13 protein-coding genes and 1 riboswitch are annotated in these 16,750 nt (G+C 54.1%); of the genes, 3 read left to right on the forward strand and 10 right to left on the reverse strand.

The window, feature by feature from the left end; translation table 11 throughout:
* From ENN66_11135 to ENN66_11180, 10 genes are all read right to left on the reverse strand, one after another.
* Nucleotides 1-699: hypothetical protein (locus tag ENN66_11135; GenBank protein ID HDS17136.1), on the reverse strand; the 699-nt coding region annotated here is incomplete at its 3' end.
* A gap of 10 nt (nucleotides 700-709) precedes the next feature.
* Nucleotides 710-1,801, reverse strand: coding sequence for a response regulator (locus tag ENN66_11140; protein ID HDS17137.1), 1,092 nt, complete (start codon nucleotides 1,799-1,801; stop codon nucleotides 710-712).
* A 20-nt stretch (nucleotides 1,802-1,821) separates the two neighbouring features.
* Complete coding sequence (locus tag ENN66_11145) at nucleotides 1,822-3,648, reverse strand: response regulator (GenBank protein HDS17138.1); 1,827 nt, start codon at nucleotides 3,646-3,648, stop codon at nucleotides 1,822-1,824.
* A gap of 49 nt (nucleotides 3,649-3,697) precedes the next feature.
* Nucleotides 3,698-7,318, reverse strand: coding sequence for a chemotaxis protein CheA (locus ENN66_11150; protein ID HDS17139.1), 3,621 nt, complete (start codon nucleotides 7,316-7,318; stop codon nucleotides 3,698-3,700).
* 59 nt (nucleotides 7,319-7,377) lie between these two features.
* A complete protein-coding gene (locus ENN66_11155; GenBank protein ID HDS17140.1) occupies nucleotides 7,378-7,731 on the reverse strand; it encodes a response regulator in 354 nt (117 codons plus the stop codon).
* A 19-nt stretch (nucleotides 7,732-7,750) separates the two neighbouring features.
* Nucleotides 7,751-8,257: a chemotaxis protein CheW gene (locus tag ENN66_11160; protein ID HDS17141.1), complete on the reverse strand. Its 507-nt coding sequence runs from the start codon at nucleotides 8,255-8,257 to the stop codon at nucleotides 7,751-7,753.
* Nucleotides 8,258-8,403: 146 nt separating this feature from the next.
* A complete protein-coding gene (locus ENN66_11165; GenBank protein HDS17142.1) occupies nucleotides 8,404-10,989 on the reverse strand; it encodes a HAMP domain-containing protein in 2,586 nt (861 codons plus the stop codon).
* 15 nt (nucleotides 10,990-11,004) lie between these two features.
* Nucleotides 11,005-12,378, reverse strand: coding sequence for a response regulator (locus tag ENN66_11170; GenBank protein HDS17143.1), 1,374 nt, complete (start codon nucleotides 12,376-12,378; stop codon nucleotides 11,005-11,007).
* Between the two features lie 290 nt (nucleotides 12,379-12,668).
* Nucleotides 12,669-13,190, reverse strand: a complete 522-nt coding sequence (locus ENN66_11175) for a hypothetical protein (protein HDS17144.1) — start codon at nucleotides 13,188-13,190, stop codon at nucleotides 12,669-12,671.
* A gap of 86 nt (nucleotides 13,191-13,276) precedes the next feature.
* Nucleotides 13,277-13,777, reverse strand: a complete 501-nt coding sequence (locus tag ENN66_11180; protein HDS17145.1) for a thiol peroxidase — start codon at nucleotides 13,775-13,777, stop codon at nucleotides 13,277-13,279.
* A gap of 575 nt (nucleotides 13,778-14,352) precedes the next feature.
* On the opposite strand from ENN66_11180, the gene ENN66_11185 reads away from it, so the two are divergent.
* Genes ENN66_11185 through hypB form a run of 3 tightly spaced genes read left to right on the forward strand, consistent with a single transcriptional unit; the run spans nucleotide 14,353 to nucleotide 16,423 of the window.
* Nucleotides 14,353-15,408 (forward strand): 4Fe-4S dicluster domain-containing protein, encoded by a 1,056-nt coding sequence (locus ENN66_11185; GenBank protein HDS17146.1) that lies wholly within the window; start codon nucleotides 14,353-14,355, stop codon nucleotides 15,406-15,408.
* Nucleotides 15,409-15,410: 2 nt separating this feature from the next.
* Nucleotides 15,411-15,761 (forward strand): hydrogenase maturation nickel metallochaperone HypA, encoded by a 351-nt coding sequence (locus ENN66_11190; GenBank protein HDS17147.1) that lies wholly within the window; start codon nucleotides 15,411-15,413, stop codon nucleotides 15,759-15,761.
* Nucleotides 15,758-16,423 (forward strand): hydrogenase accessory protein HypB, encoded by a 666-nt coding sequence (gene hypB / locus ENN66_11195; protein ID HDS17148.1) that lies wholly within the window; start codon nucleotides 15,758-15,760, stop codon nucleotides 16,421-16,423. Before ENN66_11190 ends, hypB begins: the two co-directional genes overlap by 4 nt.
* A gap of 75 nt (nucleotides 16,424-16,498) precedes the next feature.
* A riboswitch (cobalamin riboswitch) is annotated at nucleotides 16,499-16,713 on the forward strand.
* Nucleotides 16,714-16,750 lie beyond the last annotated feature (37 nt).

Here is a 16,750-nt window from a genome sequence, read left to right on the forward strand (position 1 = left end):
GGGGTTGGTTTTCTTGCGGATTAAATTGATAAAGCTTAAGACCTGTTCGACGCCATGTACCGATAAGTAATCGCATTGCGTCGGAATGATGGCCAGATGCGAAGCGCTCAGAGCATTGATGGTGAAAAATTCAATGGAGGGCGGAGTGTCGATAATAATGTAGTCGAACCTGTCCTGAACCTGGCTCAGGTGGCTTTTTAAAATAAATTCATAATCTTTGCCACCAAAGCATTTCTTGCTCAGCAAAACCATATTCTTGTTCGACGGCAATAACCACAGCCCGGGATAGGGGGTTTGAATGAGGGCGGAATCAAGCTTCTGCCAGCCGTTTTGAAAAACGTCGTAAAATGAACTCGTCTTCTGATATCCCAGGGAGAGGGTGAGGTTTGCCTGCATATCAAAATCAATCAGCAGAACGCTTTTTTTCATGAGGCTCAGAGACAGGCCGAGATTGAGGCAGGTGGAAGTTTTGGCGACCCCCCCCTTCTGATTGGTGATAACTATCGTTGCAGAATTATGCGTTGTCTCGTCAGCCAGTGGCAGATTGACGGGTTGGTTTCGAGGAAGGCTGTCCGGCAGGGTGATCGTGAAGCTATGTCGGCAGCGAGAACAACGCACCGGCAGTTTTGGGGGCGCGTTGTTCAGGTCGCTTTCACTGAGCCTCAGGCGGCTCCGGCATTTTTCGCAAACGACAATCATCGTGGCTCCTTCATTCGTTAATGATGGACATGATGGTTTGAGGCAGCTCGAATTCGTCCAGTACCAGATTGATGGTTCCCCGTCTGATCGCGTTTTCGGTCAGGTTGGGGTAGACGCATGATTCGGTATCCTGCGCGATAGTGATGCCGGAAAACTTCTGAATCCGGGCCATGCCGTCGGCGCCGTCAGTTCCGATGCCGGTCAGCAGCACGCCCACGGCATGGTTTTGAAAAACCTCGGCGGCGGCAGTGAAAAGCTGATTAAGAGGCTCGCTTTCTCCGCCGCTTTGTTTCAAGGCAATGCTTTTGTCATCCTGGCTTTGCAGACCGATTGTCTGCCGACAGGAACCGATGTAGCAGACCCCCGATCTCAGGGGCAGGTCGTCCCGGACTTCGCAAACCTCCCAGGGTACCAGCCGGTCAAGGTGCTGGACGAAGGCGCTGATGATTTCAGGTGCGATCTCCAGGGCCACGACCAGCGCCGCCGGCAGGGTCGGCGCCAGACTGGAAAGCAGGCGAATGATGGCGTTCGGACCGCCCAGGGTTGTCCCTATGGCCACCAGGTAGTCCAGCGGCTGGTAACTGTAACGGCCGAGATTTTCTTTTCGATGAAGCCGCGGCAGGCGTACCCGGCGCAGATTATTGAGCTTGACCTCGCTCGCCATCTTGATCCGGTCAATGATTTGTTGCCGGGAACGATCAATGTCGGGTGAAACGGCGCCTGATGGTTTGGGAATGAAATCGACCACCCCCAGGCGCAGGGCCTCAAAGGTTATCGCCCCATCACTGAACAGGGAACTGAGTACGACGATAGGCAAGGGACATTTGATCATAATATGTCTGATACCGGTCAGTCCATCCATGATCGGCATGTCGATATCCAGCGTGACCACATCCGGCTGCAAGCGGAGGATCTGTTCCAGTGCTTCCTGGCCATTGCTCGCACTGCCGACGACTTCAATCTGAGGATCGTTATGCAGCAACTCAAGGATGGCCTTGCGCATGAAGGCGGCGTCGTCGACGATTAGAACCTTTATTTTCTGGGCATCCTTTTTCACAGAGGTCATTTTACCAGGGATTATCTCGGTTGTCATCTTATTCATTCCTGTCAAGCCGTTTCGGCTTAAGTCAGCGTGTTGATCCAGGCAACCATCCCGTTGGCCAGGGCTTCGGGTTCGAGTTCCTGGTCGTGGAGTTCAGCCATAAAAACCGCGGCCAGGGACTCAGGCATCATGCAACTTGAACGACGCTGAACCAGGATCCTGCCGCCTTGGTCGCGAACGTGGCGCAGACCATTCAGAGCACCGGTTTCCGCGCCGGAAAGGAGCACGACAAGCAAGCGTTCAGAAAAGCAATCAGCGGCGGCGGTCAGCAGAGAATCAAAATCTGCGGACTCTTTTCCTTTGATGTTCGCCGTTTGTCGTGAGCTCGAGATGATGGCCTGCGTGGTTGTCTGGAAATCCCATGAGGAGAGGCTGGAACCCAGGTAAAATCGACCGCTTTGTAAGGGGAAAGCCTCTGTGACCGGAGTTACATCTTGACGGCACAGACCCGCCAGATGTTTCGAAAAAGCAGGAATGAAGGACCCGGGGATAGAGCTCAGGCCGATAACCATGGGGCTGTTGGTCTGCGGCAGGCCGGTGGCCAGGTGATACAAAGCTCCATGACCACTGCAGCCGGTGAAAACTAGGACCAGACCGTCGGCGAGAGGGGAGGCGTGGCTTTGCCCCGGCAAGGTTTTGGCGCCGCGAAAGCGTTGAAAAACCGCCGGTCTGGCTCTGGCCGCCTGCCGTACGCAGGCGACAATATTTTGCTGCTGCAGCAAAGGGTCTTTGCTCTTGACCGGTTTGCCGATAAAATCAACCGCCCCTAGATCCAGCAGTGAGATAATGGCCTCCGCCGAACCGCTGCCCACATTGCTCATAACCACGACCGGACATGGGCTTTTAATCATGATATGTTTCATGGTCGCACTGCCGTTCATCACCGGCATGTTGACGTCCAGCAGAATTAAATCGAAGTCCAGATTCTCCATCATGTGCAGGGCTTCCCTGCCATTGCGGGCGATGCCGGCGATTTCCATGTCTTCGGCCACCAGCAGCATGCTCGACATGATTTTTGCCATGACCATGGAGTCCTCCACGATCAGCACCCTGATCTTACGGGTTGCGGCGAAGCTGGCCGCGGCGGTTTTCAGATTATTGTCGGATTTAAAATCTTCATCCGCAAAGATCCTACCCAGCTCATCTTTACGGCGGGCGGATTCCAGCAGGAGATATTCGTAGTTGGATCTGATCGAGATCATCCCGCCCGCGACGCCGTCCAGGGTTTCGAAATCACCCCCATGCCAGTTCATGATGGTATAGAAAGCCTCTTCCCCGATGAGGTTGTCACAGCAGGCGTGGACGATTTCTCCATCCTGAATGAAAATCTCCCCTTGCTGGAAATCGTCGTTGATTCGAATACTGATGCTGGCTCCCGCCAGGCAGCACATCTGAACCAGGTTATGCAGCTGGGTGATCTTGAGGGTGCCGACGAAGCCTTGTTGCGTCTGTCTGGAGGTGGAATCTTCGCTGAGCAGGTGCAAGATCGAAGCCGGGTCAAATGGTTGCTCGTGAATTTGCAGGCAGGGATGGGCGGGAATTTTTTTTCGCAGCGGTTCGCTGTCCGAAGGTAAGATCAGAATCGTCGCGAGTCGTGGATAACTGGTAGTGATTCTTTCCAGCAGTCCCAAAGGAAGTTCAGCGTTTTCCTCGCTGGCGATGATGAGCAGAAAAATCTTTTCGTTCTGTAAAAGGGTGAGCGTCTCTTCATGGCCGTTAGAGCTCAGCAGCTGAAATGATCCCGATTGCTTGTCCAGATAGTCGGTCAGGGATTGTTTCAGGTAAGAGGAGCAATTCAGCAGAAGAATGTTCTTCAAACCGGCGTCCGTAACGTTATGTTCATGCAATGATAAAGCTTCCCCTTTGTCGGGTTGTTTTTCAACCTCTGTCGGTTTATCACGAAGTCGATCTGGCGCTTCTTCTGCCCGTTTCCCGATCCATGAAGAGATTAATCAATTCGTAAACGTCGAGAATCAAAGATATTCTGCCGTCGCCCAGAATCGTGGCCCCGGAAAAGCCGCTTTTTTCCTGAAGGTAGTCTTCCAACGGCTTGATAACCACCTCTTCCTGTCCCAGCAGGGCGTCAACCACCAGCCCCACTTCCTTCATGCCGGTGCTGACCACGACGACGAAAGCCGGCCGCGAATCGTTCCGGGTTTCTTTAAGCTTAAACAACTTTGCCAGGCGTACCAGGGACAGGGTATGGTGGCGCAGGGTGATGACTTCCTTGCTGTTGATGGTGGCGATGGCATCAGGTTTAAGCCGGAAGGTCTCTTTCACAGTGGAAAGAGGAATGGTGAATAACTCGCCGCTGACCTTGACCCGCAAGGCGGGGATGATGGCTAAGGTCAGAGGGATCTTAATACGGAAGCGGGTCTCGATTCCCGGGATGGTGTCGATCTCAATTGTACCGTTGAGTTTTTCGATATTTTTTCTGACTACATCCATGCCCACGCCGCGACCCGAGATATGGGTTACAATTTCAGCCGTGGAAAACCCTGGTTTCATGATCAGTTCGGTTATTTCCCGGTTCGACATCCGTTCCAGTTCTTCCCTTGAGGCAAATCGTCCCGCCAGGGCTTTTTCCCTGACGCGGTTTAAATCAATGCCCCGTCCATCATCCATGATGTTAACCACAACATGATTGCCCTCGTGATAGGCCTCAAGTCTGATGGTGCCGATATCCGGTTTCCCTTTTTTTCGCCGTTCCGTCGTCGTTTCAATACCATGGTCGACGGCATTGCGGATGATATGAATCAGGGGATCGGAAATCTCTTCAATTACCATCTTGTCAAGTTCGGTGTCCGCGCCATGAATATCCAGCTTAACCTCTTTGTCAACATTGCGGACCAGATCAAAAACCAGCCGGGGATAACGGTTGAAAAGCTGGGAGATCGGCAGCATGCGAACCTTCATGACGCTTTCCTGAAGTTCATTGGCGACCCGGCCCAGTAGAACCGTGGCCTCATTCAGGCGAAAGGTCAGGCCGGTAAGCCGTTTCATTTCCCGCAGGTCGAACCTGTGCTCCTGTTGGAACTCCCGTAATTCTCTAAGCAACTGGTTAAACCCGACCCGGCTGACCACCAATTCTCCGACCTGATTCATCAGTTCGTCAATTTTGCCGGCCTCGACCCGAAAACTCTGCTTGAGTTTTTTTTCGTTGATCTGGTCGGTCTGGCGCCGCGAATGTTTCTCGGGGTCGCGGCGATCGTTGCCCTGAAGCAGGGCGGAATTTTCCGCTTTAAGCAGGGCTTCTACCTCGGTCAGGGAAGGTCGCTCCTGCTCGGAATCGACTTCAGGCTGGACGGTCGTCTCTGGAGCGTGATTTGCGGTGGTCGGGCTTAATTGCGGGCCGGCTTTTTCCTGGTTGAGCAGTCGAATGCGTTCGAGCAGATCGTTGATTTCGGTTTTTTCGGCCTGGCTTTGTTTCAGATTATCCGTCAACTGGTTTAAGCGATCGCGGCCGGCGATCAGCAGATCCATCACTTCCCGGTTTACGGCCAGATCGTGCTGACGGAGCTTGTAGAGCAGGTTTTCAAGATTATGTGAAAGCTTGGCGATGCGTTTGATGCCCAGGTATTCCGCCGCCCCCTTGATGGTGTGAATCGAGCGGAAAATATCGTTTAAGATCTCCGGGCCGTCCGGGTCGGCATCCAGACGGAGAAGATTGTTTTCCATCTCTTCAAGATGTTCCATGGCTTCCACGATAAAATCCTGAAGCATGGTGAGGTCGGCGATGGCCGGCGCCTCGATAGCGGCGGAGGGTTCAGCGCCTGCGGCAAACGGAGATGGTTCGCTGTCAGGAGCCGTTGTTGTTGGCGGGTCAGCGGCAAAAGGGACGGGGTTGGTCGGTTTTTCGGTCGCGGCCTGGTCCTTGATTTTCCGACCGTGTTCAAGTTGTGAAAAATGGTCGAAAAGTTGAACGATGTTGGTTCGTATGCGATCAATTAACGTGGATGCGGCCGGTTTTCCATCGGCCGGCAGCGGATCTGGAGTTGCCTGAATCTCTTTCACCCAGGTGTCGTAAAGAGCGGCCAATTGTCTGTAACCCATGTAGTTGGCAGAGGCGCGCAGTGAGTTGAGCCGGGTCGGAATCGTTCTGAGGGTGGCGATGCGATGGTCGTTATCGGTGCTTGCTTGGAGAAGTTCAGTTTGTTTTCGCAGATCGCAGAGCCCGGTTTGCATGTGTTCCAGAAAGATACTGAAGAGTTCCTCGTCATCGGTTTCCGTGCGGTCATCGTCCGTCGAGATGGGGCTTATCTCGGCGAAAACAGCGCTCAGATTATCCACGATTTCGGGGCCTGGACCGGCAACAGCCACGTCGTTGTCAACGACAGGGACGGATATTTCGGGATCAGGCGACGTCGGTTCAGCCGTCGCCTGATCGGACGAAGAAAACAGCTCCGCTTCAATTTCAACCGAATCGGACTTCTCTGGAGCCTCCGGATCCCGGGCGATCTGGCGATCGAAAGACCAGCTCAGACGGGCCAGAAGATCTTTGTCGCTGCGTGGTGATTCCGAGGCCGTGGTGGGGGGCGAAGGTTCTGCCGCCATCGAGGAGTCTTCGGCGGCGTGCGCGGTTAAAAGATCCCAGGAATCGTCGTTTGTACCGAATGCTTCCCTGATGGCGCCGGCAAACCCTGGTTGGGGATCACTCTTTGCGGGTGCCGGCAGCTCGATTGCGGCCGCGCTTGCTTCGGTTTCAGGAAGTTGCAGTTGCGGAAAAATTTCCGCGATCACGGCGAAGTGGTCTTGCATGAGGTTTTCGACGGCGGCCGGAGAAAAAGCCTGGTTTTCGTTTTCAACCAGTTCCCGGATTGCTTGCAGCTTCCGGGTCCATTTCTCGTAGACGGAAACCAGCCGTGCATAACCCATGTAATTGGCGGAAGAACTTAACGAGTCAATGATACTCAAACAGTCATTTAAAACGTCTAGTCCGCCGGCGGCGCCGGCGGTGAACAAGGTAGTAGTTTGGGTCTGGAGATCAAGAAGGCCCTTTTCCAGGTGCTCCAGGAAAATTCCTAAAAGCTCGTCATCGTCCTCCTCATACGTGCTTGCGGTGGCGTTGGGGTCGGAAAAATCCATTTCGTCAAATTCATTTACGGTGGTTGATTCACTATAAGCTTTGTTCAAAGAAAAATCTTGTTTGAGGGTCTGAATCTGTTCAATCAGATCATCGATCTTTGTCGGCTCGCCCGGCTCGTGTTCAAGTTCTGCGACCAATTGTCCGATCCGTTGCCTGACGGCCAGCAGAAGGTCAATCGTTGCCTTGGTTATCCCGGGCCGGGCGGGCCGAATCTGATTCAGTAAGCCTTCAGCTTCATTTGCTAATCTCGCGACCGGTTCGATGCCGAAGTACTCGGCCGCACTTTTAACGGTGTAAACCGAGCGAAAAATATTATCCAAAAGCGCCCGTTTGTCGGGCTCCTTCTGCAGGTGGAGAAGGTCGCTTTCCATCTCTTCAAGACATGCTCCCGTTTCCATAATGAAATCTTGAAGCAGGGAAAGATCCGTCATGTCATTCTCCTTGAAAGCCCGAAATCATTCACTTCGCCTATAATTAATTCGCCTATAATTTATAATTGTTCAATCAGCCGCAGAATTTCTTCGGTACTGTTTTTGTTGAAATAGCCCTTGGCGCCCAGGCTGCGGGCATTTTCGGTATAATCTTTTTCATTGAGGTTGGAGAGGAAAATGATTTTCGCTTGGCTGTCGAAGGCCAGAATCTTTTCGGCCGCGGCCAGGCCATCCATTCCCCGCATGGTGATGTCCATGGTTACCAGATCAGGTCTTGCCTGCTTGTAAAGTTCAACCGCATCGCTGCCATCCTTGGCCTCACCGATTATTTGATGGTTTGCGGCCTGAAGGGTTGCCTTGATCATCTTGCGCATGATAGCGGAATCGTCCACTATCAGTATGGTTTTTCCCATGCTTGGTTACCTTGTGGTCTCAAGTTATGTTTAGTTGACGTAGTTTCATGATCTCTTCCACCAGAAGGATGCGGTTGAAGTCCAGAAGCACCAGCAGACCTTGATCAATTTGGCAAACGCCGGTAATGTATTTACTCTGCATGCCGGAAACCACGATATCCGGGGGAGGTTTGACGCCGTCGCGGGGGACTTTGAGGACCTTGGTTACGGAATCGACCACGAAACCGGTCACTCGATCCCCGATATTCAGAATCATGATCCAGGTCTTGCCGGAGGCTTTTACGGAATTTAGATTGAGGCGGCGCCTTAAATCTATAACCGGAACGATATTTCCCCGCAGGTTGATAACCCCTTCGATGAAGTCGGGGGCATTGGGAATCGCGGTGCAGGAGGTTTCCCGAATGATTTCCTGTACCATCAGGATATCAACCCCGAACAGTTCATTTCCAATGACGAAACCCACAATTTGCATGAGGCCGTCATTTTCCTCCTGATTTATTTCCTGATTCGGGTACTGTTCTTTCATGACAAAAATCTCCTTGAAGTTTTACCTGGGCGCCACGTTGCCGGAAGGCCTTGATCCTTGCGCCGTAAGTACTTGGCTGACTGGGGCGCCAAATACCCCGGATTTTTTTGACCCAACTGTAATTTTTAAAACCGCAGGAGCGCTTCCTAAACCTTGAACTGCTCGGTTTGCTGTGTCATGACATGGGACAGCTTCTGCAACCCGTCGGCAAGTTTCACGACCGTTCCGGCGCCTTCCTTGGTCTGCAGCGCGTCCGCGGTGGATTTTTCGATGATTTCCACCAGCTTTTGCGAGCGTTGCGCCTGTAGGTCGGTCATCTTTCTGCTGTCTTCGCTTCGTTTTACGATTTCTTTCATCTGCTGACCGACTTCGCTAAGCCCCTGGTTCGCGTTCTCGATCAGTGCGGAAATGGTGCCGGCTTTTTCCGTCAGGGTGGCAAGGGCCGCCATGGATGTCGCCCGGCGTTCGCCCTGTTGTCCGGCCATCTCCCCGATTTCCCGGGCCAGCTGGTTGAGCCCTGCCATCATGGCATTGATGTTTTGAATACCGGTCGCGATCTGTTCCGTGCTGTGAACGATCTTCTGGGTGGCCTGCAAGCTATTGCCGCTGCCGGCAACAATCTGATCCAGTGCCAGCCGGGCTCGATCGGAAAGACGGGTTCCGGTTTCAACTTGGGCCGAGGAATCTCTGATCAGCTTGGTGATTTCCTTGGCGGCTTCCGAAGAACGCTGTGCCAGTTTACCTACTTCATCGGCGACGACGGCGAAACCCTTGCCGTGAACCCCGGCCCGCGCCGCTTCAATGGCGGCATTCAGGGAAAGCAGGTTGGTCTGCTCGGCGATATCCGTGATGACGGTGATGATTTCCGAGATCTGTTCCGACGATTCAGCGATGTTCCGCATACCCGCAACCGTGGCCGCCACGGATTCGGTGCCTTCGTTGGCCGCTTTTAAGGCGTTGTTGGCCAGCAAGGTGGCTTCGGAGGTGATGCGGATCAACTCCTGGACTGACTTTTCCATGTCGGTAACGGACTTGGCGGCGGTGATGATCTGCTCACCCTGTTTTTGCGTGGCCTGCACGACTTTGTCGCCGGTGTCACCCATGGCCTGGACGCGCTCCATAGCCGTGGCGGCATCCCTGGTCTGGCTGTCGGCGGCCTCCGTAACCGTTTTCATGATCTGCATCATATGTTCAGTTTTTGTGCTGGAGGTGTCGGCGGACTCGTTCTGCAGCAATGCCGCAGAGGCAACATCCCTGGCTGTGGCCCGCATGTCTTCCACCGTCTGTTGTACGATCCGCATCTGCTCAGCCTGATCTTCGGCGCGCTTCTGGTTGGCGCCGGCCCGCTGCGCGACATTATCCGATAATCCGGCCACGGCCTTGGAAGATTTGATGATCGTCAGGAAGGATTCCTTCAGGATTTTCATCAAGCCATTGAATTCTGTGGCCATGGTGCCGAGTTCGTCCCCGCTGCTGACCGGAACTACGACGCTCAGATTTCGTTCCTGGGCTGAAGCATGAATCGTGTTTGCGATTTTACGGATCGGATTGGCGATACCCTGGGAAACCAGAAGCCAGATGATCGAGGCCCCGACAAAGGCGGCGGCGAGCAAGCCCCAGAGCAGATTCCGATTTTGTCGGTTGATCGCTCCGATAGACGTGGCTGAAGCTAAAAATTCATCTTCATAGGAACCCACGCCGATGACCCAGTCCCAGGGGGCAAAATACATAATCCGGGAAACCTTCGCGCGGGCCACGGGCTCTCCGGGGTTTTTCCATGAATAGTAGCTTTCCCCGATTCCGCCCGGTTTCTGGGCTTTGCCGATAGCAACGATCTCCTTGACGAAAAATTTGCCGTTGCTGTCTTGGGCGGCGGAAATATCTTCTCCGTCACGGACTCCGTCTTTCGAGATAATATATCTTCCCTTGCTGTCCAGTGCCCAGGCATAACCGGTTTTACCGATTTTGATGCCATAGACCGCTTGGCGCAGGGTTTTATTCTTTTCCAGGGGTACTCCGACTTCCAGCATGCCGACAATCTGCTTGTTTCGGTCAAAGATGGGTTCCGCTAGGGTCAAGTAGAACTGATTCCTTAAGGTGATTCGGCCCTGGTAGGTCCTGCCGGAAAGAATGGTTTCTATCATGGGATCGGGTTTGTTGGCGACGCTGGAGGGAATATAACTTCCGATTCGGCGGCGTCCGTTTTCCTGAAGAATGTTGGAGGCGACGCGCAACATGTCGCCGTTGTTATTCATGCGTTGATAGATGGTGCAGATCACGGTGGTCGTGATGCCGACCAGGGGCTGGAGCTCGTCAACTGCCGGAATGGTTAGATGGGGATCGCCCGTCATGCCCGGCCAGATGTTTCCGATCAGCATTTTCGGCAGGCTGGCTGAGGACTTGGCCTGGCTGTCCTGATTGATAACTTCCCAAGACGCGGGTTCATTGGTGAGCTGAATGCCGCCCGCGTTCTCGATCAGTTTCTGCAGGACATTCATATTGTCCCGCAGATTTTCCTGCAGTAGATCGTTTTGGACCTTGCACATCTCATAGAAACCCCTGACGCTGTGATCAAGTCCTTCCTTGGCCAGGACAAGACTCTCTTCCGTTGCCACCGAGAGCATCGCCTGATTCTGCTGCATAGCGATAAATCCGAAAATCATAAGCGGCACAAGGGTCATGAGCGTGCCGGGAAGCATGAACTTTTCTCTGAGTTTAAGCTTTTTCAACATGGCTGGTTCCTCTCTCTAAAGGGTTTGGCAATAAGTTTTTATCGCGTCCGCGATATAGGCATCGGGTAAGACTTTGCCTGAGCTGCATTTCAAGATGGCGGCCTGGGGCATTTCCCTGAACAGGCAGGTGTGGGGAGATTGAATGATGACTTTCCCCTTCATCCGGGCGATTTCGGCCACGCCCTCGGCCCCATCCTGTTCCCGTCCGGAAAGAATAATGCCGATTGTGCGTTGTGGCATGATTTCAGAGAGCGACAGCATCAGCATGTTGATGGCACCGCGCCGATCGGGAAAGGGAGACGGGTGTACTCTTAAGCTCAGACCTTGCTGCTCCTGGCTCGTGGTTATGTATTCGGATCCCGCCGCCAGATAGCAAGTGCCGTTTTGCAGGGTAATCCCGTTTACGGCCCGTTGCACGTTGATGGCGCTGTGCTTGTGCAGGTAATCGGCAAAAGCGTCAATATGGGACGGGTCGGCGTGGACAACCGCCAGATAGGTCGCCGGCCATTGCGGTTTAAGTCGTGGAATGATTTTCAGAAGGGCGCCGTAACCGCCTTCGGAAGCTCCGAAAACCACATAGTGTTCAATGTCGGTTTTGGCCGGGTCCGCGGCGGGACTGGTTGCGGTTGATCGCAGCAGTCGTACATTTTCAATTCTGACGTTTGCGACCAGCATGATTTTTTCCCGAAGTTGTCGTCGTTGGGTTGCCAGGGCCTCGTCGCCGAACCGGGAAGGTTTTTCGATGAAATCGATGGCACCGAAGCGTAAGGCATCGAAGGTTTTGGTCGCGCCTTCCCTGGTCAGGGAGCTGAGCATGACCGTGGGCGTGGGATGTTTGATCATGATATGCTTCAAGGTCAGCAAGCCGTCCATTTTCGGCATGTTGATGTCGAGGGTGACGACATCGGGTTTGATTTGGGGGATCATCTCTAATGCTTCCCTGCCGTTGCCGGCTTCGCCCACCACCCTGATCCGGGAATCCTGCTCGAATGTACTTCTGACCGCGGTGCGGATCAGCCGGGAATCGTCGACAATCAGAAGCCTGAGGGGGTTCCGGTGCAGTTGCTCGGATCGTGAATTTTCACCGCCGGCCCCGGGAGTCTTGCCGGGGCCCGGTAAGTTCTGCCGGTTGTCGATGTCTTTGTCTGCAGTCTCATGCGGCATAAGATCTCCTCGATAGAGTGTTCGCAAAAAACGCCAGGGTTTTTTAAAGCGCGGCCCGCAGGTTGAAACGGCCATGGAATTACGATTGTGTATTCCAGGATACGTCGGCGTATTCTTTTCCTTAATGTCTTTTTCCCGATCCGTGGTGCTCAGCCATCCCTGGGAAAGACCACTCGGGCCAGGGAAAACGCGGCGTTTTCCCTGCGGACTTGAAGCATCTTCCAAATATCGTTTTCCTGATGGCGATTATTCCGTAAAGGAACAAGGTCGACGGGTCAGCAATATTCGCGCCATCACGGTAAAATATCGAGAATATTAAGTCGGAAGATTTTGCGGGATGGCCCGGAGTCGAAAAAACAAGACTGCACTTTTTCTTTGTGGGCCGAGTTTTAACGGGTGCGGGGGGTTGGTAAAACTTGCCGTTAAGGTGCTGTAAGCTGTAGTGTCAACCATGCGAATGATCTGTTTGGGTTTGTTTGTCGGCGCCGCGTCTTTTCCAGTGTGCGCCGCTGAGATCAGGCGCCGTCCAGGCCGCTGTGTTCGTATTCCTGGTACCACTGGGCCGGGTCAAGAAAAAAAGCCTCGGTCAAAAGCAGTGACTTGAGATGCTGGCCTTCAATGCCGGCCATCAGGGCGAAGAAATCCTTTTCCCGTGGGTCGCTTACCGCCGCGCGCATTTTTTCGTAAAACGCGACGCCGTTTTGCTCAAACTCAATGGCCGTTCTGATGGCTTCCAGATCGTCCTGGTCCCCGGCTTCTTCGAACTTTTCCCGGGCCAGGAAACCATGCATGGTTTCCTGCAGATTGGAGCCCGCCACGACCAGAGGAATGTCTTGCGGCCATTTTTCATTCTGTTGCCATTTTTTCTGCAGTTCGCGCAGGCGCTGATAGTGCTCCAGTTCCTCGTCGGCAATACGGGTAAACATCGTTCGGCCCAAGGGGTTTCTGGTGCGGGCCGCATGTTCAAGGTAGAATTCGCGTTCCTTAAGCTCGTTGCTTAAGGCGGTTTCCAGGGCGTCAAGGCGTTGCTGGTCCATTTTTTTTCTCCCGGCGGGCTTGGATGGGGCTGAAATTATGGTGACCCCGGTTTGCGGCGGTTGTCTTCAGTCCGGATTCATAACGGTCAGCCAAGTTTGGCGAGAGCCGCGTCATAGTCGGGTTCCTGGGCGATTTCCGGGACCTGCTCGGTGTGGATTATCGTTCCCTGCTCATTTGTAACCACGACTGCCCGGGAAAAAAGACCGGCCAGCGGACCGTCAATCATGGTCACTCCGTAATCCTCGCCGAACTTGCGGTCGCGCATGGCCGACAGGGTGATTACGTTGTGTAAACCTTCAGCCCCGCAGAAACGGGCCTGGGCAAAGGGCAGGTCGGCCGAGATGCAAAGCACCGTGGTGTTGTCGAGTTTTGCCGCGGCCGCGTTGAAACGCCGGACTGAAGTGGCGCAGATTCCGGTGTCGATGCTGGGGAAAATGTTGAGAACCAGGCGCCGACCGCTGAAATCCTTAAGCGTGGCGAGACTCAGGTCGGCCCGGGAAAGCTCAAAGTCCGGAGCCTTGGCGCCGATTGCGGGAAGCTCGCCGATTGTGTTGACCGAATGGTTGTGTAAAGTGATCTGGGCCATTTACTTCTCCTCTGACCAACAGGTCTCAGGTCCTTTTTTCAAAATCAAGCTACGTTTTATTCGATTCAAAGTCAAGTAAAAATAACGATAGCGGTGCGGTCAACAAAAAACGCGTGGGTCAAGGGCTTAGGAAGGACTGGCTTTTTTCTGCAGAACCTGGAGGGCTCTTAAGGAGATAGCTAAACTCGTAACCACGCTTGAAAAGCGCAAAAAACGGGATGGCGCAGTAACCGCTTTGCGGGCGATGCGCCAGAAACCTGAGACCGACAGCGGACCTGAAAGTCAGCCGCAGCGACGAAGGTTGAAGGGGAACGAAGCCATTAAAATTTTCTGGTGTAAATTTAAATCTATGGTATAGGTGACGCCCTGGGAGATCGCCGATGGCGCTTGTCTCGCATGCTTGGTTGGCTGGCGGTAAGTGATGCCGCCGTTTCCCCGCGACAGCGCAAGCTGGTGCCCGCGCCCAGAGAATTGGGGGATCCTGACCTCGGCGGACAAGGGCGACAGGCGCCAAACGCTGACAATAAAAACAAAACAATAAGGGGTTGGTCATGAGTGAAACGGAGCGCGAAACCATGGATGTGTATCGGCTACTCGCCGGTCATCTGGATAATCTGCCGGCGGGTTTTCCCGCTACCGCCAGCGGCGTTGAATTGCGGATTCTGCGGCGGCTTTTCGCGCCGGAGGAAGCGGCTATCGCCCTGGGCTTGCGGATGATGCCGGAGCCGGCGGCCAGAATCGCTCGCCGGCTGGGCGCGGATGAAAACGAGGTGGCGGCAAAACTGGAGACGATGGCCGGCAAGGGGTTGATTTTTCGTTCGCGCAAGGATGAACTTGTGCTCTACATGGCGTCGCAGTTCGTCGTCGGTATCTGGGAATACCATGTCAATGATCTCAATGCGGATCTGATCCACGATGTTAACGAATATCTGCCTTACCTGATGGAAAAAACCTGGTCCGCCATGGAAACCAAGCAGCTGCGCGTGATTCCGGTGGCGGAAAGCGTGAATCCGGAAGCGGCGGTGATGCCTTACGAGGAGGCGGAAAGGATTATCAGAAGCCAGAGTAAAATCGTGGTAGCTCCCTGCATCTGCCGTCGGGAGCAGAAAATGGTGGGCGCGGGTTGCGACAGCCCGATGGAGGCCTGTTTTTCCTTCGGCGCGGCCGCTTTCTACTATGAGGAAAACGGTCTGGGGCGGGCGGTTTCCCAGGAAGAGGCGCTGGTGTTGATGGGTAAGGGCCTGGATGCGGGTTTGGTTCTGCAGCCCAGCAATTCCCAGAAACCGATCAATATCTGCATGTGCTGCGGCTGCTGTTGTCAGGTCCTGAAAAATATCAAAAAGATGCCGCAACCGGCCCGCATGGTCAGTTCGAATTATTATGCCGAGGTCGATGCCGAGCGTTGCGTGGCCTGCGGCGCTTGCGCCGAGCACTGTCATATGGAAGCGCTGCACATCGAGGCCCAGGCCGTGGTTGATCCGGAGCGCTGTATCGGTTGCGGGGTCTGTGTCCCGGTTTGCTCCTTCGAGGCTTTGCGCCTGCGTCGCAAAGAACCTGAAAAACAGATCGTGCCTCCGGAAACCATGGTGCAAACCTTTATGCAGATGGCCCGGGAACGGGGTAAACTGTAACCATGCACGAGCTTCCGGTCATTACCGAGATTCTGAAGGTGGTTCTGGAACATGCCGCCCGGCATCGGTTGCGGCGGGTAACTGCGGTCCATCTTGAGGTTGGGGCTTTGAGCGAGCTTGAAGATGAGTGGTTGCAGCGTTATTTTGACCATCTCAGCCGGGGCGGCCGGGCCGCTGGCGCCCGGCTCCTGCTCAAACGGGTGCCGGCGACCCTGACTTGTGCCGACTGCGGCGCTGAATTTGCTTTTGACGGTGGGGCGCAGGCCCGCAATTATTGTCCGGCTTGCGCCGGCCATCACTGCCGTTTGTTGCGCGGGCAGGGCTATTTTATCAAAAATCTGGAGGGCATATGAATGACGCGATCCGTCTGATCGAAGTTAAGGAAGAGCTTTTTGCCGACAATCGCAAGGTGGCCGAGGCTCTGCGCCGGCGCTTGCGGCGACAAAAAACCCTGCTGCTTAACCTAATGGCTTCTCCCGGCGCCGGCAAAACCAGCCTGGTTTTAAGCACCATCGCCGCTCTGGCCGACGAAATCAGACTGGGCGTGATCGAAGCGGATATCGATTCCCTGGTCGACGCTGAAACCGTGGTTCGGGCCGGGGTTGAAGCGGTGCAACTGCGGACCGGGGGGTTTTGTCATGTCGATGCCTCGATGGTTGAAAAGGGGCTGGCTGGTTTCGCCGGTTCCGGTTTTGAGCTGATTATTCTGGAAAATGTCGGAAATCTGGTCTGCCCGGCCGAATTTGATACCGGGGCTCATAAAAATGTGATGATTCTGAGTGTTCCCGAAGGTGACGATAAGCCGCTTAAATATCCGCTGATGTTTTCTTTGTGCGATGTTCTGGTGGTCAACAAAATGGATTATCTACCTTTTTCCGATTTTAATCTGGAAAAGATGCGGGAAAGGGTGCTGAGACTGAATCCGGCGATAGAGATTTTTCCCCTCTCCTGCCGCAGCGGGGAGGGGCTGGAACTCTGGTTGTCCTGGCTGCGGGCGGAACTGGCCCGGGGCTGAGACGGCTTGCGGCCGGTTTTTAAGCGCTTGACAGGAGAAGAACGATCGTCTATAGGGGTCCGTAATTGAATATTGATTTTTTTTAAGTTTCGGAGTCATCTTTGACAGCCCGGTTTTTTTCGGGTCGATGACAATAGGGAATGCCGTGTAAGTCGGCTGCGGGCCCGCCGCTGTAACCGGTTACGAAAGCCGCGATAGGCCACTGTGTGGTAGTCTGAACCACATGGGAAGGTGCGGTTGTTAGGTTTGACCCGGAAGCCAGAAGACCTGCTCTGAAACAAGATCCGGATAAAATTCGGCGGCGGTGGTGCGGCGTTGAATGACAGA

The organism is Pseudomonadota bacterium, from assembly GCA_011049115.1.
GTDB lineage: Bacteria > Desulfobacterota > Anaeroferrophillalia > Anaeroferrophillales > Tharpellaceae > DSCM01.